Origin of the sequence: Streptomyces sp. WAC04114 (assembly GCF_019733245.1) — a bacterium.
In the GTDB taxonomy this organism is placed as follows: domain Bacteria; phylum Actinomycetota; class Actinomycetes; order Streptomycetales; family Streptomycetaceae; genus Streptomyces; species Streptomyces massasporeus_A.
Genome location: NZ_JAIGQA010000093.1, coordinates 1 through 19,630, shown reverse-complemented (window position 1 = coordinate 19,630; position 19,630 = coordinate 1). Strand labels below are relative to the sequence as shown.

General features: G+C 69.9%; 13 protein-coding genes. 6 read left to right on the top strand and 7 right to left on the bottom strand.

Annotated features, from left to right (window positions below; genetic code table 11):
- Positions 1 to 26: 26 nt before the first annotated feature.
- A complete protein-coding gene (locus K4G64_RS22880) occupies positions 27 to 6,269 on the bottom strand; it encodes an AAA domain-containing protein (protein WP_308122464.1) in 6,243 nt (2,080 codons plus the stop codon).
- 342 nt (positions 6,270 to 6,611) lie between these two features.
- Between K4G64_RS22880 and K4G64_RS22875 the strand changes: the two genes are divergently transcribed.
- From K4G64_RS22875 to K4G64_RS22860, 4 genes are all read left to right on the top strand, one after another.
- Positions 6,612 to 7,451: a hypothetical protein gene (locus K4G64_RS22875; protein WP_221757891.1), complete on the top strand. Its 840-nt coding sequence runs from the start codon at positions 6,612 to 6,614 to the stop codon at positions 7,449 to 7,451.
- 104 nt (positions 7,452 to 7,555) lie between these two features.
- Positions 7,556 to 10,102, top strand: a complete 2,547-nt coding sequence (locus K4G64_RS22870; RefSeq protein ID WP_221757890.1) for a DUF262 domain-containing protein — start codon at positions 7,556 to 7,558, stop codon at positions 10,100 to 10,102.
- A gap of 487 nt (positions 10,103 to 10,589) precedes the next feature.
- A complete protein-coding gene (locus K4G64_RS22865) occupies positions 10,590 to 11,096 on the top strand; it encodes a hypothetical protein (protein WP_221757889.1) in 507 nt (168 codons plus the stop codon).
- A 305-nt stretch (positions 11,097 to 11,401) separates the two neighbouring features.
- Complete coding sequence (locus K4G64_RS22860; protein WP_221757888.1) at positions 11,402 to 12,493, top strand: MerR family transcriptional regulator; 1,092 nt, start codon at positions 11,402 to 11,404, stop codon at positions 12,491 to 12,493.
- Between the two features lie 28 nt (positions 12,494 to 12,521).
- Here K4G64_RS22860 and K4G64_RS22855 read toward each other — a convergent pair whose 3' ends face one another.
- From K4G64_RS22855 to K4G64_RS22835, 5 genes are all read right to left on the bottom strand, one after another.
- Entirely contained in the window at positions 12,522 to 12,884 is a 363-nt protein-coding gene (locus K4G64_RS22855) for a deoxyxylulose-5-phosphate synthase (protein WP_221757887.1), read from the bottom strand.
- A 58-nt stretch (positions 12,885 to 12,942) separates the two neighbouring features.
- Positions 12,943 to 14,025 (bottom strand): hypothetical protein, encoded by a 1,083-nt coding sequence (locus K4G64_RS22850; protein ID WP_221757886.1) that lies wholly within the window; start codon positions 14,023 to 14,025, stop codon positions 12,943 to 12,945.
- A gap of 74 nt (positions 14,026 to 14,099) precedes the next feature.
- Entirely contained in the window at positions 14,100 to 15,653 is a 1,554-nt protein-coding gene (locus tag K4G64_RS22845) for a CCA tRNA nucleotidyltransferase (RefSeq protein ID WP_374206437.1), read from the bottom strand.
- Positions 15,654 to 16,213: 560 nt separating this feature from the next.
- Entirely contained in the window at positions 16,214 to 16,405 is a 192-nt protein-coding gene (locus K4G64_RS22840) for a hypothetical protein (RefSeq protein ID WP_221757885.1), read from the bottom strand.
- Between the two features lie 70 nt (positions 16,406 to 16,475).
- Entirely contained in the window at positions 16,476 to 17,735 is a 1,260-nt protein-coding gene (locus K4G64_RS22835; protein WP_221757884.1) for a hypothetical protein, read from the bottom strand.
- Positions 17,736 to 18,252: 517 nt separating this feature from the next.
- Between K4G64_RS22835 and K4G64_RS22830 the strand changes: the two genes are divergently transcribed.
- The gene (locus K4G64_RS22830; RefSeq protein WP_221757883.1) at positions 18,253 to 18,621 is read left to right on the top strand and encodes a hypothetical protein; all 369 of its coding nucleotides are present in this window, start codon (positions 18,253 to 18,255) and stop codon (positions 18,619 to 18,621) included.
- Positions 18,622 to 18,691: 70 nt separating this feature from the next.
- Here the strand turns inward: K4G64_RS22830 and K4G64_RS40395 are convergent, their stop codons facing one another.
- On the bottom strand, positions 18,692 to 19,153 hold the full coding sequence (locus K4G64_RS40395) for an ATP-binding protein (RefSeq protein ID WP_308122462.1): 462 nt from the start codon (positions 19,151 to 19,153) through the stop codon (positions 18,692 to 18,694).
- A 225-nt stretch (positions 19,154 to 19,378) separates the two neighbouring features.
- Here K4G64_RS40395 and K4G64_RS22820 point away from each other — a divergent pair.
- The coding region (locus tag K4G64_RS22820; RefSeq protein ID WP_221757881.1) for a helix-turn-helix domain-containing protein at positions 19,379 to 19,630 on the top strand (252 nt) is incomplete at its 3' end.

Here is a 19,630-nt window from a genome sequence, read left to right as displayed (position 1 = left end):
CGTCCGGTCACCAGCCCTCGGCGCGATCAGACGCGGATCTCCCGCACGACGACCGTGCGCGACGTGCCCCGGGACGCGTCGTACGAGATCTCGCGCCCTGTCGTCTGCCAGGTCAGCGCGTGGCCGAGAGGAGAGGAAGGAGAGACGATGTCCGCCTCCTCGGTGGGAAGTTCGGCGATCGTGTACAGAGTGTCCTCGTCCACCTGCCCGTCGAACTCCAGGCGGAGCAGCGCGCCCGGGATGACGACGTCGGGGACCGTTCCTTCCTGACCGACGCCGACGGAGTCGAGGAAGGTGCGCAGGAAGGCCAGGCGCTTGGTGCGCCGGTCGCGTTGCTCGGCCTGGGTCCGCCTGAGGAACACCAGTTGGGCCGCGTCCGCTCCGTCGGGGATCTCGGCGGGAGCATCGACCGCCGCCTGCAACTGCTGCACCTCACGGAACAGGCGCTGGAAAGCCGCGGCGGGGATCTCCCGGACCGGCAGAGGGCTGGGGGCGGTCCGGCTCGGCATCGGCGACGGCGACGGCGACGGGCCATCGGACCGTGCGACGTGCACGGCCGCGCGGGCCGTCCCCGTCGGCCGTGCCGCGGACGGCGCCTCAGGCTTCGCCGTTCCCGCCGCTCGTGCGGGAGCGGCTTGGTTGTCCCCTGCCGTCGCACGCGGCTGCGGCGTCGGAGCGGGCGTCGGCCGTCGGGCCGGACCGCTCAGGGACTCGCGCGGGTCCGTGGCCCTGGGCGCAGGCATCGCCGAGAGGGTGGTCGCCGGTCCCGTCGGCTGCTGAACTCGTGCCGTGTCCGGGCTCCCCGACCCATGGTTCGACGCGCCCCTGGGCTCGGACGCCCCGCCGTCACCGACCGGGGCACCGACTTCGGCCCCGGCAGTGGCTCCAGCCCTTGCTGCGGCCGCATCGCCCGCCTCGGCAATGCGCTCCCGCATCACATCGTCGTCCGTCTCGGCAACGCTGCCCGGCACAGCCACGCCCTTCGGCACGGCCACGTCAGCGTCTGCCCTCACCTCACCGCCGGCCGCCTCCCCGGTCGGCCATGCGTCGCCGGTCGTGGGGTCGGCGGCGGTCACGGCGTCGGCGGCGGCTTCCGGCTCCCGGCCGACCGGCTCGATGCCCAGCCGTTCCAGTTCGGCCCACAGCGGGGCCAAGGCCTGTTCACGGTCGAGGTGGAAGCGACTGCCCCTGATCCGGACGAACGTCCAGTCGACGCGTTCCAAGTCACGCTGCCTGGCGGCCGCGGTGGAGGCGTCCTCGCCTTCGGCGAAGACGTCCCCGTCGCACGCGACGGCGAGCCGGCGCGTTCCACCCTCCACGACCAGGTCGATCGCGTGGCGGCCCACCTTGTACCCCGGCCGGACCCGGTGGCCACGTGCCGTCAGTTCCAGGTACACCTGCTGCTGGAACAGGCTGTCGAACGCCTCGTGCCGGACATCGGGCAGGACCTCGCCCTCGACCGCGACGACATCCTCCTCCGCGGGACGGGTGAGGTGGTCGAGCCACCGTCGGCGCAGGTCGTTCTCGTGGAACTGTTCGGCCCGCGCGCTGTGGAACACCCACACCTGGTCCTGGGCGCGCGAGGCCGCCACGTTGATGCGCTGCTCGTAGGTCTTGCCGTTGAAGCCGCCGGGGACCGCTCCGGCGGCGGTGGTCGCCGAGTTGACGAACGAGATGAACATGATGTGCCGCTCGTCGCCCTGGAAGTCCTCGGCGTCACCGACCCGGATGCGCCGCTCCTCGCGCTGCTCGTAGTCGAGGCGTTCGGCGAGGAGGTTCTCCAGCTCCGTGAGGTGCCCCTTGCTCGCGCGAAGGCTGATGACGCCCATGGTCCTGCCCTCGTAGGCGGGGTCCGCGCAGCAACGCACGATCGCGTCGACGAGGGCTTCCGCCTCGGCGGTGTTGGCCAGACGCGTGTTGGCGCCCACGGCTTCGCCGGTCTCCACGTACACCGTGCGGACCGGGGGCAACCGGTCGGCGCCGTACTGCCGCAGGGGCAGCAGATCACGGTTGTAGCAGAGGTCGTTGGAGAAGGAGATGATCTCCGGCATGCACCGGAAGTGTTCCTTGAGCATGAGTGTGCCGCGGCCCGCCGAGAGCGCTTCGGTGAGGTCGAAGAAGCTGGAATCGGGCCCGAACAGGCTGCGGACGTCCGGTTCCAGCGCGGTGAGCAGACGGTCCCGGAGGTGGAAGTACTCGTCCTGCTTGAGGCCGACGTTGGACGGACTGACCTGCTTGCTGTCACCGACGACGACCATCCGGTCGGCGAGCCAGCTCAGCAGCATGGCCTCCAGACCGGACTGGCTGGCCTCGTCGACGATGACGACGTCGAACAGCCCCGGCCGGTCCATGGGTACGGTCTCGGCGACCTGGTGCAGCGGCATGATCCAGGCCGGCACCGCCGTCTGTGCCTTGCGCAGGGCGGCCTGTGCGTCGCGCCGGTAGCGGTGCTGGTACTTGCCCTTGATACGGCGTGCGGCCTGCTGGTAGGCGCTGAGCGCCCGGGACTGGTCGCCGGTGAGCAGTCCGAGGCAACGGTGCCAGGCGCGGGCGGCGGCGAGCCGCGCGAGCATGATGCGGGCCTCGTCGTCGGCCTCCGTCAGCCGTCGGCGCAGAACACGCTCGGCCTCGGGATCGGTCAGTCGTTCCATGCGGTCGCGCCACGCGGACCAGGCCCAGGCCTCGGCGAGGCAGGGCAGTCGGGCGTCCCAGGCGCTGTCCTCGGGTGCGGCGGTGATCCGGTCGGCCAGGGCCGGGAACACCTCGCGGACACGGACGAGGGCCACATCCTGCTCGGCTCGCAGCCGGGCCGCCTCGCGCACCTCGGCCATCTCCTCGCCGAACGCCCGGTAGCCGTCGCAGTCACGGTCGCGGACAGCGCCGAGTGCGCGCACCACGGCGGGCGACACCCCGAGCCGGTCGCCCCAGACACGCAGCAGTTCCTCTGCGTCCGCGATGGCCTTGCGGGACGCTTCGGCCGCGCGCAGGGTGGTCGACGCACGCAGCAGGGTGCGCAGGGCGTTCTCGACCGACGGATCGTGCCACCTGGCGACGGCGAGGGTCGCCGAGGTGGCCGCGGCGGTCAGGACGTCGGTGCGGGCGGCGGCGACGGCGAGCAGCGCGTCGAGTACGTCCGCGTCCTGCCGCAGCCGCGCGAGGCGCGGTCCGTGTCCCTGCCAGGCGGCGACGGGCGTGCCCCACTCGGACTCCACCTGGGCCAGACGCAGTTCCAGCTGGACTCGGGCGAGGACGACGGCCGAGGTCGGGACGTCCTCCGGCGCCCGCCCGTCGACGCGTACGTTCTCCGCGAACGCGCCGACGGTCTTGGCCAGCTTGGAGCGCATCCCGAGGGGGCCGCGCAGTCTCTGTCCCTGCCCGAGGCCGTCGTGCAGTGCGGTGGCCTGGGCGAGTGCCGTGGCCGGGTCGTACTGCTCCAGGCCGCTGACCATGGCCGTGCCCAGGGTGGCGAGCGAGCTGTCGACGGCTGCCAGGGTTTCGGTGACGGCGGCCCGCCGGCTGCGTGCCTGCCAGTCCTGTCCCTCGGTCACCTGCCTCAGGAGTGCCACGGCCCAGTCGCCGGCCGCGGCGGCGAGCGCCGCGGCGCGGGCGCGTGCGGTGGCGAAGGCGTCGAGCGCCGAGGACAGCCGCTGCTGTTCCTCCTCGCCGAGGCTCCTCACGGCCGTGTCGTACTCCGCGCACAACGGGTCCTGACGCGCGGCCATGTGCGCCTCCTCTGCGGACCGTACGACGCACACGGCCTTCTCGAACTCGCCGGGGCCCGGCAGTTCGGAGGGACCGGGCACCTCGGCCGCGAGGGCCTGGTGGTGCGGGGTGTAGGCGCGGGTGGCGTGCAGCAGGCCCAGGGCCTCATCGGCGCTCAGGGCGGGCTGTTCCTGCGGGACCGGGCCCAGCCAGTCGTGCCGGTCCGCTTCGGTGGTGAGGCGCTCGGCGATCTCCAGCAGACTGCCGCTGTAGTCGCCGATCTCCGCCTCGAAGCGGTGGGTCTCCTGTTCGCGCAGTACGGCGAGGTCGCGCAGCATGGCCTGTTGCGCGGCACGGGCGCGGGCGAGGCGCGTCTGGAGGGTGCGGATCTGCTGGAGGGATGCCTTCTCGTCGTAGCCCGCGTACTCGCCGAGGATCCGCTGCACGGACGCCTCCAGCTCCCGCTGGGCGGCCGCGCCGTCCTCGGTGCGGCTCACGCACAGGTCGCGGACGGACTCCGGAAGCTTGTCCCGCAGTACGCGCAGCGCGCGCGGGGTGTGGCTGGTGATGAGGACGCGCTTGCCCTGGGCGAGCAGGTCGGTGACCAGGTTGGCGATGGTGTGCGTCTTACCGGTGCCGGGCGGCCCTTGGACGACCACGAGCCGGTTGGTGCGCAGGCGTTCGGCGATCGTGCGCTGCTCCTCGTTGGCGGGCAGCGCGAAGTACATCTCGTCGCCGCCCTGCCCCGCTCTGTCGTCTTCCACCGCCGCGAGGTCCGCCGCGGTCAGCGCGCCGTCCCGGCCCGCGATGTAGCTGAGCAGTGCGGTGGGCGGTGTGCCCGCGTCGACCTGCCGGGCGATGGCCTTGAGCGCGTCCATGGTGGAGCGGCGGCTGCGCTCACGCAGGACGAGCGCGGGAGTGAGCCCCACCTGGGGGACGTCGAGGCTGCGCGGCTTCGCGCGCTCGACGGTAGGTGCGTAACTTCCTGCGCTGTGCGCGGCATTGGCCCAACTCCGCAAAGCGGTGTGTACGGCGTCGAGGTGCTCGGGGTCGGTCACGTCCGAGGCGTCCTCCAGCACCTCGACGATTCTCTCGCGCACCGCGCCCGGCACATGCTGAGCCCCTTCGAGCATGCCCTCTTCGAGTTCCAGGCCCATGCCGGTGGGGTCGGGAGCGGCGGTGAGCGTGCCGGTGGACGGGTCGAGCCGGAGGGTGGCGCGGTGCGTGATGAGGTGCCGTTCCACCCGCTGCCCGGTGCTCGTCTGCCAGGTGAGCCGCCCCAGTCCGAGGACGAGTTCGTACGCCTCACCGAGGCCCGCCGCGTCCTCGTGCATCTTGTGCAGCCGGTCGTACAGCCTGACCAGGGGGTCGATTGCACGGCGGCGTTCCGCCCAGGCGAGCCATTCCTGCTCCCAGGCGGCGTACAGCTTCTCGATCTTCTCGCGCTGTGGGTGCTCGTCGAGCAGGTGGTAGGTCTTGTCGAGCGGGATGCCCTGTGACCAGTCGGGGAACTCCGGTTCGATGCGACGGCGCAGGTGCGGGGCGCGAGGCTCCTTGAAGTCGCGGACACGGGTCTCGTCGACCCAGGGTGCGAGCAGGGCCTTGGGGTGGGGCGCGTCCTCCCTTTCGGGACGGGCGACGGTCAGCCAGGCCGGGTCGTCCCCGGCGAGAGCGCCGTCGATCATCACCTCGACGCCCTCGCCGCCCGGCAGCTCGTCGAACCACACGGCACCGGCCGCCCCGTCGAGCGTGCGCACGGGGCGGGTCTTGGACTCCTCGGCCTCGGCGAGGAACCGGAAGATCTGCCGGACACGGGCGGCGTCCAGACCGTCGGCGGACACCTCCGGTGCCAGAGATCGGGAGGTCTGCCGCCCGGAGCCGGTCGGCTGAGCCGGGACGGCGTCGAGTCCGGTGGATGCTGTCTTCCGCTCCCTGCCGCCTGCGGCCGAGACGGCGTACCCGGACTCGCTAGCGGCCCCGCTCACGGGCTCCGCGGCATCCTGCGGCTCGGCGAACAACGACTGCTGTTGCTCACCGAACAGCACGGACTGATCGAATGCGATCGGTACAGGTCGCTCGTCGGCCACCGTGGCGGCCATGGTGCCGGCTGCCGACGCCGTGCCGACCTCCGACGCCGTGCCGAACGTGACGCTCCCCCGGTCGCCCGCCGGGAACCGGACCTCGATGTCCAGGTCACCAGCGGTGCCGGGCGGAATGCTGTACGCCCACGTGACCGAGACCCTGCGTCCGGCACGCAGGGTGCCCTCCAGCGCGTCGTCGATGACGTCGCTGCGGTAGTCCTGCACCTGACGGGCCGTCTTGCCGTACGGTCCTCCCCGCACCAGCAGCGTGACCCCGTCGAGCTCGAACGGCCGCCCGGTGCCGTTGCTCAGGGACAGGGTGCAGCGCACCAGGTCGTCCCCCTCCCGGTACCCGTGACTGTCCTCGGCGTCCGCCAGCACGTGGGGCACCACGTCGGCCACCCGGACGTACAACCCGTCGTCGTACTGGTAGACCGAACCGACGGACTGCAACCCGCCACTCAGCCCGCGCTCATCCTGACTCACACGCCCACCCCCACCACTGCTCCCGAGGGCCATCCGTTGGCCCGTCCGGTCATCCCGCCCCGATCACCACGAGCTCGACCACAAGGCACCCCCCGGCGCGCGAACTCGAGTGTGAACTGAGCACACATTGCGAGCGTATCAGCATACGCGGACACCCGTCGCACCATGTCACCCATCTGCAACAGGCAGCACCCGGAGAGTGATCGCCGCCTACTCTGGACCACCTTGGGTCACCCGGACGACACCGTGGCACCCGATCCCCTTTCCCGCAAAGCCGTTGACTTAGTTCACAAGGCACGACAGGCTGTCGGCGACGTCACCTCAAAGGAAGGCAACGGTGCCATGCACATGCAAGTGGTCGACGTGTCACCCCAGTTGGCTGCACAGTGGCTCACCCGCAACACCAGCAACCGGCCGCTCAGCAAGAGCACGGTGCAGCACCTGGCCGGTCAGATCCAGCGCGGGGAATGGCAGCTGACGCATCAGGGCATCGCCTTCGACGAGGACGACGTGCTCATCGACGGACAGCACCGTCTGGCAGCCATCGTCAAGGCGGGCGTCACCGTGCCCCTGACCGTCACACACGGAGTGCCGCGCACCGCGTTCACCGTGATGGACACGGGCCGCAAGCGCACCGGCCGGGACGCGCTGGCCCTCGCGGGGGAGGCCAACGCGACCCACCTGGCGGCCGCACTGCGCGGACTGCACCTGTACCGCAATGTCCCCAACTCCGCTTGGAGCGGCGGATCGTCGGTCACGAGCAACGACCAGCTCCTGAACCTGCTCGGCGAACACCCCGGTGTCCGCGACGCCTTGCACCACGGCCTCGCGATGAATCGGGGGTGCCGCATCACCGTCACGGCCGCGACGATCGGCTGGTACGTCACCAGCGAGGCGCGGCCCGACATCGACCAGTCCGACTGGGAGGCGGGGGTCGTCACCGGGGCCCGCCTGGACCCTGGCGATCCACGTCTGACGTTGCGCAACACCATGCTCAACCTGGCCCTGGGCAACGCGCACCGGCGCCGCGACGACTCGCGCGAGCACCTGCTCTACTACCTCAAAGCCTGGAACGCGTGGGTCGAGGGCCGCACCATCAAGCTGTTGCGTCGCTCCCCGAACGAGACGATGCCGCGCATCTCGAACCGTTCGTCCCTGACATCGGCGGACAACGACGCCTGAAAAGGCATAGATTCAACGGACAACTGCCCATGACGCGCAAGGCGTCGGACCTGAGTGGGCATGCCCTGTGCCTCCGTCGGGGGTGCCGTAGGGAAAGGAGGCGCATGCGCGCCCAGGAAATCACCTTCCTCAAGCTCGTCCAAGGGGACAAGCAGTTCCAGGTGCCGCTCTACCAGCGCACGTACAGCTGGGGCAGGGAGCAGCTTCAGCGACTGTGGGAGGACATTGGGGAACTGGTCGATCAGCACCTGGCCGGAGAGCCGGCCGCGCCGCACTTTCTCGGCTCGGTGGTGCTCGCACCCGGTCAGATCCAGGCGGGCGGCGTGCAAAGGTGGCTCGTGGTCGACGGGCAACAGCGGTTGACCACGCTGATGCTGGCCTTCACCGCGCTGCGCGACCACCTGAAGGAGTCGGGTGACGCGCGAGGGGTGGATCGGGTGCACCGCCAAGTACTGGTCAACGAGTTCCACGAGGGCGCGGACCACTATCGGTTGCTGCCCACACAGGCGGACCGGGACGCCTACACCGCCTGCGTCCAGTCCCGGGCGGACGCCGGCGGGAGCGACAACATCGGGGCTGCCTACCGGTTCTTCCGCGGTGCCCTCGCCCAGGACCACGAGACGGGTGACGAGCGGTGGGCCTCAACGGTCGAGACCGTGCTCAAGGACCTGCTCTCCATCGTGGAGATCACCGCTGAACCGGGCGACAACGTGTACCGGATCTTCGAGTCGATCAACAACACAGGCGTCGGGCTCAGTCAGAGCGACCTGTTGCGCAACTACGTGTTCATGTTGCTGCCCAAGCGAGGCGAGCGGATCTACCAGGAACTCTGGCTGCCCATGCAGCAGAGTCTCGGCCCGAAGAACCTCGAACTCCTGGTCTGGCTCGACCTGGTGGTACGCGGCCACTACAAGACCAAGCAGAGCGAAATCTACCGCGAGCAGCAGAAGCGGCTCCAGCCACTGGCCGGCGACGAGGACGCGCTGCAACGCGAGATCGAGCAACTGGCCGAGCGGGCCGCGCGGTTCCTGCGCATCATCGAACCCGCCCGCGAGCAGGCTCCCGCCCTCCGCGCGATCCTGGAGCGTCTGGCCTCCTGGGGTGGCCAGACGCACTACCCGCTCGCGTTGCACCTGCTGGACCTTCTGGCGGCGGGCAGGACGACACCCGACGAAGCGGCTGAGGCACTGGGTTATGTCGAGTCCTATCTGGTACGGCGCCTGATCTGCCAGACGCCGACGTCCAACCTCAACCGCATCTTCATGGAAGCGCCGAAGGAGCTCGAGACCGACCGGCCGGCCGCCGAGGCGGTAAGGCGGTTCCTGTCCGGCCGACGCAGGCGTTGGCCGAGCGACGAGGAACTGCGCGCGGCGGTCCGCGCCAAACCGTTCTACTGGTCCGGGCGCCCTTCACAACGCAGCTACATCTTGCGCCGTCTCGAGGAGAGTTACCGGGCCTCCGAGCCCGTGGACTTCGCCAAGGCGTCCCTGAGTGTGGAGCACGTCCTGCCGCAACGCCCCGCCCCCGCCTGGTTCGATCTGCTCGCCGAGGAAACCGAGCCGAACCAGACTCCGCAGGAACTGCACGACCTGCTGGTGCACACGCTCGGCAACCTGACGCTGACCGGTGACAACGCCAAGCTTTCCAACCACCCCTTCGAACGCAAGCAGCAGATCCTCGACGCCAGTGCCCTGCGCATGAACCTCGAGATCGCCTCGGCACAGCGCTGGGGAAAGGCGCAGATTCTCGAACGGGCCGATCGTCTGGCCGACCGCGCCGCGGAACTGTGGCCCGGTCCGATCGGCGGGGTCAAGCCGAACGGTGAGGAATCACCGGGCTGGGTCGAACTGCGGGCCGCTCTGGTGGCGATGCCGAGCGGCACCTGGACGACGTACGGCGATGTCGCCGAGCTGATCGGCAGCCACCCGGTGCCTGTCGGGGCCTACCTGGGCGCCAACACGGGCGTGATCGGCGCCTACCGGGTACTCACTGTGGAGGGCAGGGTCTCCCCCTCGTTCCGCTGGGCGGACGGCAGTGACCGGCCACCCCCGCAGGAACTGCTGGCGAGCGAAGGAGTGCGCTTCGACTCCTTCGGGCGGGCCCACCCCTCCCAGCGCCTGTCCGCCGCCGAGCTGGCCACGCTGCTGGGCCGGGACGTGACGCAGCCCGCGGCGCACGACCCGCTCCCCGAGGGGGAGGACGCGGTGGCGGCCGACCGGTTCCGTGCGCAGTTGCGGGACAACTGGCCTGCCGCGTACCCGGGAGTCGTGGCGGCCCTCGACTTCTGGCGCCGACAGGGCGGCCATGTGACCTACGGCCGGCACGAAGAGACGAGTTGCTTTCCCATGCTGGACCTCGGAACCAGCCATGGGCCACGCCTGATGTGGCCGGTCGGGATCTACCCCGTGAGCGGAACCGTTGAGGTGGTCTTCCAGTACCTGAAGACGCGCAGCCCCTTCGACGACACGGAGCAGCGCCGGGAACTCCTGAACCGGCTGAACAAGATCGACGGCATCGACCTGCCCGAGGCGAAGCTGGAGCTGCGTCCCTCTTTCCCGCTCAGTGTCTTCGCGGAGCACGGCGCGGAGATCTGCGAAGTGCTCGACTGGTTCGTCGGGGTGGCTGCGCTGGATCTGGCGCGGAGGGACTGACCACGAAGCCGCAGCCCGGCACCGCGTCCGGTCCCCTACCACTGTCCCCTGTCCCCTGTCCGGGACTGAGCGAGGTCGACCACCTCGACACCGCGTCCGGCCGGACGTGCGCGGCAGCCGGCACGACCGCAGTCACCACGTCAGGAAACAGGTCAGTCACGGATACCCCTCGGACATGCCTCATCTCCTACCTCCGCCCTTAAAATCGAACAGCAGGCAAGCGATGCAGAGAAGGACTTCGTTCACAGCCGTCACGCATGTCACTCGGATCGATAGGTGCCGCGGGCCCTTCGTCGGAAAGGCCTGAGTGCCCGTCAGCTCAGAGCTCTCAGAGCCGCCTTGGTTCCCGCCCAACACCTCGTCCGAACCCGGCCCGTCGGTCTCCCACAAGTGCGCCAGGAGAGCACCGGCCGACCGCAGTCCCGGTTGCGGGCACACGAGACGAAGCCGCTCTCTCTCAGCGCGCGCAGAATACGGGGGATGCACAGTGACCGACGAGAAGAGCGGTGAGAGACACCTCCTCCGCATGACCGTCATCATGACCGTCATCACCGCCATAGCCGGCCTTGTGGGCGCCGTCATCGGCAACCTCGCAGGGGTGTCCGGTGTGGTCAAGGGATGGATGGGCGAAGGTCCGCCCACGGCCGTCACTTACTACGTCTATTACACCAACACCGGGAAAACGGACGAGAAGTCGCTCCACGTGAAGGTGCACCTGCCGAACGGGGTCGAATACATCAAGGGCAGCACCGATTACTGGGACGGCGACGACTGGGTCAAGTGGGAGGACGACAACATCGTCACCAGCGGTCTGCCCCTGAAGGGGGTCAAGGAGTCCTACCTGCGCCTGACCGTCGACGTGTCCCACAACAAGGACGGCGTGTGCGGGCCGTCCAACGTGAGTGTCCTGCTGGTCGGAGACGTCGTTCCAACCAGCAAGAAAAAGCAGGGGACCGGCACGACACAGCTGGAACTGTACGCACAGTGCAGCTGATCGGCATGTCCGAACACGTTCCTTCCTCCTGACGGGTCTGCGACAGAACGCGTGTGGCGGTCAAGGACATCCATCCCGATGTGGACGCGTGCCGCGCTCTCGTGAGCGAACGGGTGGCGCGGGGAGCGCCTGGCCGTACTCTCGCCGCGCCGTGGCGGAGATCGGCGGGTCCCACTGCACGATGATCCGTTCGGGCAAGGCCATCACGCCCGTCGGCTGTGCGGCCCGAAGGCCGGGTCCGGATCACGGCCGAGGTTGACCCTCGACCTTGTCGAGGGCTCAGAGTTCCGGATGTGGAGAACGACATGCGCAGCATCGGGGAGATGGCCCGGGACGGCGGACTGAGCGTGAGCGCGCTGCGGTTCTACGACCGGGCCGGTGTGCTGGTCCCCGCCTGGGTGGATCCGGTCAGCGGCTACCGCTGGTACGAACCCGGGCAGCTGGAGGAGGCACGGTTGCTGGCCCGGCTGCGCCGGGCGGGCATGCCGCTGGCCGACATCCGGCTCGTGCTGGCCGGCTGGGCCGGGGCCGACACCGATCTGGTGCGCGGTCTGCTTCAGGCGCATCTGCGCCGTCTTGAACTGGGGCTGTCCGATGCCCGCGTCGAGTTCTCCACGCTCCGAGCTCTACTCGACCGCAGGGAGACAGACCCCATGACCTCGCTCCACACCGCCAACGCCACCGCCCGGTTCTCCGTCCTCGCGCCGGAGCTGGGCGCCGCGCTGGACGCCGTCCGTTTCGCGGCCGGTACCGACCCGGAGCTGCCGATGCTCGGCGGAGTCCTGTTCGACGTCGAGGGCGACCGCCTTCACCTTGTGGCCACCGACCGCTACCGGATGGCCGTCGCGCAGGCTTCCGCGACCGGGCACGCCGGGCCCCGGACGCAGGTCGTCGTGCCTCTTCCGCTCGTCGACTCGATGCGGGCGCTGCTGACAGGTGAGGAGCGCGTCCACCTCGCGGTGGACGGTGACCGCGTGACGCTGGAGACCGGCGACCGGCAGACGGCCGGCCGGAGCATCGGCCATGAGTTCCCCGACTACCGCCGTCTCGTCGACCTCCCGGCCGGTCGCCGGGCCCACGTCGATACGGCGGCCTTCCGTCAGGCTCTGGAGAGCGGACCGGTGCGGGTGAGCGAGACACGTGAGCAGGACGGAGAGCCTCACGACCTCAGTGTGCTCAGGGTGGCGGAGAACGGGTCCGTGATCGTGTGCGACGACGGTGACGAGGACCCGGACAACGTGGCCGTCAACCGCGAGTTCCTGCTGGACGCGCTCGCCGCCGGGTCCCGGAACGAACTGGTCCTGGAACTGGGCGCGCCCACGGCACCGCTCGCGATCCGCCGACCCGACGACGAAGGCACCTTCTCGCTCCTCATGCCGGTCCGGTTGGAGAACTAGTGCACGCAGCGGGCCGGTTGGGTTCTGTCTACCGCCGCTCGCTTCGACCGCCCGGCGGGGCCGAGGGCACCTCGTGCCGTACGAGTGACCTGGCGATGGGTTCGCCGCTGCGCCGGGCGTACGTCATCCGTTCGCGGACCTCCCCCAGGGTGCGGGGACGGAAGCCAGGACCCCCACAACAGCTCTTGTGAAAGCGGACGCCGGCGTGCAGCAGCACGGACAGCGTCCGCCAGGCAGCGGTGTCCCGTCGGCGGGGCACGGCGAAGGCGGAGCCCACGTGGATCAGCGGCTGCGCGCAGCGGGGGCAGATCCGCTCCCTGTCCGTGTCGTGGGGCTGCTTGTACGAGGCCCGGCAGGGCAGGCAGACGTAGGAGGTCTTCGCGTGGGCCATGCCAGCAGGGTAGGCGCCGCCCCGGTGTAACTCGACGCGATTTCGGGCGCGGTGAGTATCAGCAGGTCAGCTCGCCGGACGCGCTGGGTTCGTCGGCTCCCGTGGAGAGCGAGACCTGCTTGACCTTGCCGGTGTAGTCGCCCACGGCTCCGTCCTCGGTCGATCCGTCGGAGTAGTACAGGGCGGACGCCCACGGCTCGGCGTCCTTCCCCAACCCGTCCATCAGCCCTTCCATCGTCGCCGTGCGGAAGTTGGTGCTCAGGCAGCCGCCGTCCAGGTACGACCAGTCGGGGTTGGTGCCCTCCGTCGGATCCGTCGCCGTCGCGTCGGACGGCAGCAGGGCGAGCGCGGCCTTCTGCGCCCGCTCCTCGTCGACCGGGGACGCGAAGACGACGTCCAGGCTGATGAGGTGCTTCTTCAGGGATGCGGCGGGCGGGACGGTGGCGCAGACGACCTCGTCCTTCGCCAGTCGGTAGGCCACGGGGTCACCGAGGGGCATTCCCGTCTGTGCCGCACACGCCTTGGACCACGAGACGCGGGGGTGGCGTGCGTCCCACCAGGTGAGCGGCGATGCGAGCCCCCGGCCGCCCTGATCGTCCTCGGAGGGTCCGCCGAAGGTCTGCCGGGGAAGCGGGGCTTCCTTGAAGGGGGTGACGTGGGGGCAGAACTCCGTGCGCAGGAAGTCGGCCATCGCGGCGGCCTGGTCCTCGGTGGCGCCGCCTGCCTCATCCGAGTACCGGATTCCCTCCCATGTCCGGTACCCGACGGCCACGTTGCGGCAGGTCGTGACCTGGACGACCGCGAGCCCCCGGCGGTCCTCCAGATCAGTCTCGACGTCCGTACCGAGACCGTAGTTGTTGGCGTCGCCGACCTCGCCGAGCTGGTTCACCAGGGCGTCGTCGACGCCGGCGGCCGCCAGGAAGTCCTCCATCGAGGTGTCGTCCTCGGTCGTCGCCTCCGCCGACGCGGAGTCCGTGTCCGGCTCGTCGTCGGCCGGTGCGGTCGGCTCCGTCACGGTCTCGTCCTCGGGGACGGCGGAGCTGTGCGCAGTGGAGGGTTCGGTGTCGCTCCCGCAGCCGCCGACGGCGAGCAAGGCGGCGACGAGCAGGGCGGTGCCGGCGGCGCGGCGGTATCGGGACATGAGGTGACTCCGTGTGCAAGTGCGTGGTTCTGGTCGGTCGTCGGTCTGACGGTGGGCTGGCCGGATGGCCGGAGTCAGCGGTCCCGCCGGGCTCGCCATTCCAGCAGCGCGTCCCTGGCGGTCTCGAAGTTCATCGGGCCCTTTTCGATGTGGAGGTTCCGCATGTACTCATAGGCTCGTCCGAGTTCGGCCCCGGGACGGATGCCGAGAATCTCCATGATCTGGTGGCCGTTGAGATCCGGGCGGGCGGCCTCCCGGGAGTCCGCGACCGCCAGGCGCTCGATGCGCTCTTCCAGGGAGTCGTAAGCGCGGTCGAGTGCATGCGCCTTGCGTCGGTCACGTGTGGTGCAGTCGGCACGGATGAGCTTGTGCAGCCGGTCGAGCAGCGGGCCGGCGTCGCGGACGTAGCGGCGCACGGCGGGGTCGGTCCACTTCTCGTCGAGATAGCCGTGGAAGCGGAGATGCAGCTCCACCAGTCGGACGACGTCCGCGATCAGTTGCTCCGGACAGGTCAGGGCGCGCAGCCGCTTGCGGGCCATCTTGGCGCCCACCACCTCGTGGTGGTGAAAGGTGACCTGACCGTTGCGTGTGATCCGGCGCGTACGTGGCGTGCCGATGTCGTGGAGCAGCGCGGCCCACCTCAGGGTGAGGTCGGGTCCTTCTGTCTCGAGGGCGATGGCCTGGTCCAGGACGGTCAGTGTGTGCTCGTAGATGTCCTTGTGGCGGTGGTGCCCGGCGCTCTCGAACCGCAGGGCCGGCAGCTCCGGCAGGACGTGTTCGGCGAGTCCGGTGTCGACCAACAGGCGCAGACCGGTTGCGGGTCTGGTCGAGAGCAGGAGGGCGGTGAGCTCCTCTCGCACCTGTTCGGCGGGGACCTCGGTGACTCGTCGCGCCATCGCGCTCATCGCGTCCCTCAGCTCCGGCACCGGTTCAAAGCCGAGTCGGGCCGCACAGCGCACCACGCGAAGCATCAGCGGCGGGTCGTTGACGATCGCCGCCGTGGGTGCGCGCGGGGTGCGCAGTACGCGCCGCTCCAGGTCTTGAAGGCCACCGAAGGGATCCGTCAGGGTCACGTGCGACAGTCCGAGGGCCATGGCGTCGATGGTGAAGTCCCTGCGCCGCAGGTACGCCTCCAGCGCCTTCTCGTGTTCCGCACGCCGCGATCCGGAATGACGATGGCGCGTGGGTGCCGGACGTGCGTTGATCCGCAGGGTGTAGATGTCGCCGTCCCACTGCTTGCGCAGGCTCACGACATCGGGTGCGTCGTCTCGCTGGAACCGGAGGTCGTCGCCCCACCCGTGGAGGATCTGTCGTATACGTCGCACGTCGGAGTCCGTGACGAAGTCGAGTTCGTGCCCGACGCGGCCCTCCAGCGCTTGGCGTACCGAGGCGCCTCCCAGGGTGAGGGAGAGCCCCGCGGTCGTGAAGCGGTGCAGGAGGTCGTCGACGACCGGCGGGAGCGCAGCCCGTGCCGCCTGCGCCCGGGGATCGGCAGGTTCACTATGTGCGGGCCCGGCCGTCTCGAGTGACCGAGGGTCAGCGGTCGGCGGCTGCTGTTCCCGCCCTCGCGCTTCGCCCCGGCCGGTTGCCTGTCGGTGCGGTTGAGACGCCGACGCCCCGGTCCCCACCGCTCTCTTGAGACGCAGGACGTCGCCGTCCGGAGCCACTTCGAGTGACGGCGTCACGAGTCCGAGGTCGCTGAGGCGGCACCGGGCGAGAGTCGTCCACTGAACGGTGTGATCAGGCGACTGTGTACCGATCGACACCTCTCGCGTACCGTCACGCGTCTCGCACCGGAAGCGCAGCGCGTATCCGGCCGCCTGCACCTCATAGGGGGAGAGTTCGCTTTCCGGCCCGTAGGTGCGGATCATCGGAGTCTTGGCCGGCGCGGCTTCGAGCCTCCTTCTGTCGTCCTTCCACTGGGAGAAGGAGCGCCGGGCCATCTGCACATGCAGAAGGCGGCGCCGTCCTTTCCGTCCGAAGCGGATCTCGATCGAGTCGCTGCGGGCGTGGGCCTGCTGGACGTAGGCGACCGTGACGTTCTTCTGGCCCTGCCCGCGCAGCCAGTGGACCAGGGCCTCTCCGATGTACAGGTGGTCCGCGCTGCTCTCTCCTACGGCTGTGCGGCGGCACCGTACGGGCGGGCGGTGGGCGAAGTGGGATTTCCTGTCACCGCAGGCGCGCAGGGTCAGCACCTGGCCGCAGCCGCCGAGGAGGACACCGCAGCTGAACGCGTCGTGCCGCCGCGCAGTTGCCGGAGACGCTGGGCGTCCTCTTTCTCGAAGGGAAGGAAGACCGGTTGATGCCCCTGGGATCCGCCCAGGACGGCGGTCTGCACCTTGCGGTTGTCCTCTTCGGTAACGGCCGAGGCCATCTTCACGCACCCTCATGTCTCACGCGAAATGTCACTGGCGTCCACCCGCTGTCCGAGCGTGGCTTACTTTCAGCCCTCACTCAGCCTCACTCGCTGCTTGCTCCTCGCCCCCGCGCAGACGACGTGCTCGCTCGGCGATCCCGTCGGCGAGTCTGCCCTTGACCGAGCCGGCGCGGTCGAGCGTCAGCTTGCCGCGACTTCGAGCGGCGTCGACGCCCTTCGCTCCCGTCTCGAGCGCCTTGTCCCTCACATCGGTGGCCGCCTCCACCCATCGCCTCGCCTCAGCCGACCGGCGGCCGGACTCGATGCCGAGCCGCTCGTGGAAGTCATGGACTCCGATGGCCATCTGGTTGCTCGACTGGACCACGGCCGGGGACTTGGCCGGGTGCAGCAACACCTTCGCGTTCGCCGTGCCGGCCACCGCGTCCATCCGCGCCACCAGACGCCCGGTGCTCCGCGAGATGAGTTCACGCCGGTCCTGCCGGGCGGCCTTCAACCCGAGGCGGTGAGCGTCCAGTTCGTCCGGGGACGCGTCCAGCACCCGGTCGAGTTCGAGCACGGCGATCGCGTCCTGAAGTTGGAAGCAGCGAGCCAGAACGGCGAGCCACTCCCGAACCGGGGACTCGGCCTCACTGACCGTCGCGGCGAGATCGCCGATCTTGGACTGCCGCTCCATCTTCTCCGCGATCGCGTCGAGTTGACGCAGGGCGTACACCTGGGTCTCCGCGATCGCCGTCGGCGCGTCCTGCACCTTCGACCACATGGTTTCGTCGACCCTGCCCCGCTGCTCGCGGATGGTCATGGTCTCCTCGATGACGAAGCCCACTCCGATCATGCGGGACAGCACCGTGTCCTTCTGGGCGCGCAGCACGTCGTCGACCTTCGCGTCGATCGCGGCGAGATAGTCGGTGATCTCGTCCATGCTCTGCTGCATCGCCACCTGCGACATGAGCTTCGCGGCGTTGGCGAGAGCAGCCGGGTTGGTCAGGAACGACCGTGGCCCCTTCACGAACTCCACGAAGCCCCTGATCTGGCCCTTCTGCCCTTTCACCACCCCCGTGCCGAACCCGGTCTTCGAGCTCTCCCTCAACCCGTACTTCTTGACGAGCTGCGCCGACTTCGGAGTCAGCTTCACCCAGCGTCCGGAGTTCTCGGCCATCTCCGAACCCGCCTGCGCGACGGCGGCTCCGACGCCGAAGACGGACTTGAGCCACTGCGGTCCGAGATCCTTCGACGACGACAGTCCCTCCGAGACGAGGAAGCGGTCGACGTCCGCCGCGTTCCCGATGACCATCAGTCCGTCATCGTCACTGATCAGCTGAATCTCGGCGTCCATCGCCCGCTCCTGAAGTCGCTTCTCGCAGTTGTGGGTGGTCGGGGGCGTACGGCGGTCGCCGGGCGGGGCCGGGTTCCTCCGATGACGGGTGAGCGAGGTGTCGGCCCGTCAGCGCCAGTGCGCGCTTCCCTTACGCAGCCAAGGAGTCGACGACGTCCTGGCCTGGCACCATTTCGCCATGGCTCCGGGCGTGTTCGAACCGGTCGGTCGTCGGGCCGGAACCAATTCGGGCCGACCGTACGTTCCTGGCCTGCCGCGGCGTGGCCCCCGCCCCTCAGTGCCATCGCTGCGGAACGGGAAGCGCACATGCCGCCCGGCCGCGCCGATCCGTTCACTCATTTCCCCCCGGCCACGCGCGCCTACCCGCCGAAGGGGCGGGCCGCAGTTGGCCGCCATCAGTATGAGACCCATGCACTCAGTTCACAAGAGGAACATAACCGCTTCGCGCATTCGTGCGCCGAACCACCGCCGGTGGCGTAGGTTCGGCGGTCGTCGGGATCCGAGGTCGGGAGGGCACATGCAGAAGGGCACGCTGGAGTACGAGCAGGCTCTGGACGCCGTGGTCGAGATCCTGCGTTCACGAGCACGCCAGGGCGGGGCACCGATTCAGTACGGCGACCTGAGCAGCGAGCTCGCACGGCTCGGTCATCACGTCCCCGCCCACGAGGGGCCCATGCCCTACCTGTTGGAGGACGCCTCGGTCCGGGAGAGCCCGGACGGGTCGCTGCCCCTGCTGTCGGCCCTCGTGGTCCTGAAGGACAGCGGCTGGCCGTCCGGCGGCTTCTTCAAGCTGGCCCGGCGTGCGCCGTACAAGCGGCCGGGCGATGATTTGCTGCTGTGGACCCGGGAGATCCAGAAGTTGGCGGAGCACTACGCCGGTCGCTGACGGTCCTTCCTCTCGGCGGCGTTGCGGCGGCCGTCGCCGGGCGGCCTGTCCCTGACGAGGGTGGCCGGCCTCACGAGTCCGTGGTGCTGAGTCGCACCTCCGCCCAGACCGTCTTTGTGTACGCGTCGCGGACCGTGTGTCCCCAGCAGTCGGCGTAGGCCTCGACGAGGAGCAGTCCGCGGCCCGAGGTCTCGTCGGCGGGCCGCGGCGTCACGGGCGGTGGCAGGCGCTCGGGGCGGGTGTCGGTCACCTCGACGCGGAAGCGGTCCGGCAGGTGGTGCAGGGTCAGCCGGAAGTCGCGGCCGGGGAGGCTGCCGTGGCGGACCGCGTTCGACGCCAGCTCGGCGGTGACGAGGGCGACGGCTCGGGCGGGGTCGGAGTCGTACGGGATGCCTGTCCACTCGGTGAACTGCTGGACGGCGAGCCGGCGGGCGAGGCGGGCGCCGCGTCGGGTGCTGCTGAAGCGCAGGGTGAGTTGGCGGGTGGTGGCAAGAGACGGCTTCGCCTCTTCGGTGAGGTGATGGTGGGTCACGGTGTCAGCGTGGCGGGGTGGGTGGCCCGCTGACCAGGTACGACGGCAGTACGCCGTGCTCGCCGTACGGAGTGGGCGGACCGCTGCGGCCTGGTTGTACGGGGCTTGTACGGGCGTTGTACGGGTCCGGTGCGTGTCCCGGTTTCCGCGTCTCGCGTTGGACATGGACCGGTGGCGAGCGCGGCCGTGGCGGGGCGCGGAGCGGGATGGGAAGGGCGTGGGACTGTGAGGACGGTACGGGACGCACGGGAGACGCGGACGGGGCGGGGCGCGAAGACGAAGGACGAGGGGCCCGATGTGCCGGGCGTGTGGTCGGCGTACGGGGTGCTGTTGCAGTACCTGCGCAAGCGGGCCGGGTTGAACCAGCAGCAGCTCGGGGACGCGATCGGCTACTCGCTGGAGCAGGTCGCGTCGGTGGAGCAGGGGCGGCGGCCGGCGAAGGCGGCGTTCACGGCGGCGGCGGAGCGGGTGTTGGAG

Excerpts from the sequence above, each read along its gene's own strand:
- K4G64_RS22875 (WP_221757891.1), top strand. The coding sequence starts at position 6,612 with ATGCACATGCAAGTGGTCGACGTGTCACCCCAGTTGGCTGCACAGTGG.
- K4G64_RS22870 (WP_221757890.1), top strand. The coding sequence starts at position 7,556 with ATGCGCGCCCAGGAAATCACCTTCCTCAAGCTCGTCCAAGGGGACAAG.
- K4G64_RS22860 (WP_221757888.1), top strand. The coding sequence starts at position 11,402 with ATGCGCAGCATCGGGGAGATGGCCCGGGACGGCGGACTGAGCGTGAGC.
- K4G64_RS22855 (WP_221757887.1), bottom strand. The coding sequence starts at position 12,884 with ATGGCCCACGCGAAGACCTCCTACGTCTGCCTGCCCTGCCGGGCCTCG.
- K4G64_RS22850 (WP_221757886.1), bottom strand. The coding sequence starts at position 14,025 with ATGTCCCGATACCGCCGCGCCGCCGGCACCGCCCTGCTCGTCGCCGCC.
- K4G64_RS22835 (WP_221757884.1), bottom strand. The coding sequence starts at position 17,735 with ATGGACGCCGAGATTCAGCTGATCAGTGACGATGACGGACTGATGGTC.
- K4G64_RS22830 (WP_221757883.1), top strand. The coding sequence starts at position 18,253 with ATGCAGAAGGGCACGCTGGAGTACGAGCAGGCTCTGGACGCCGTGGTC.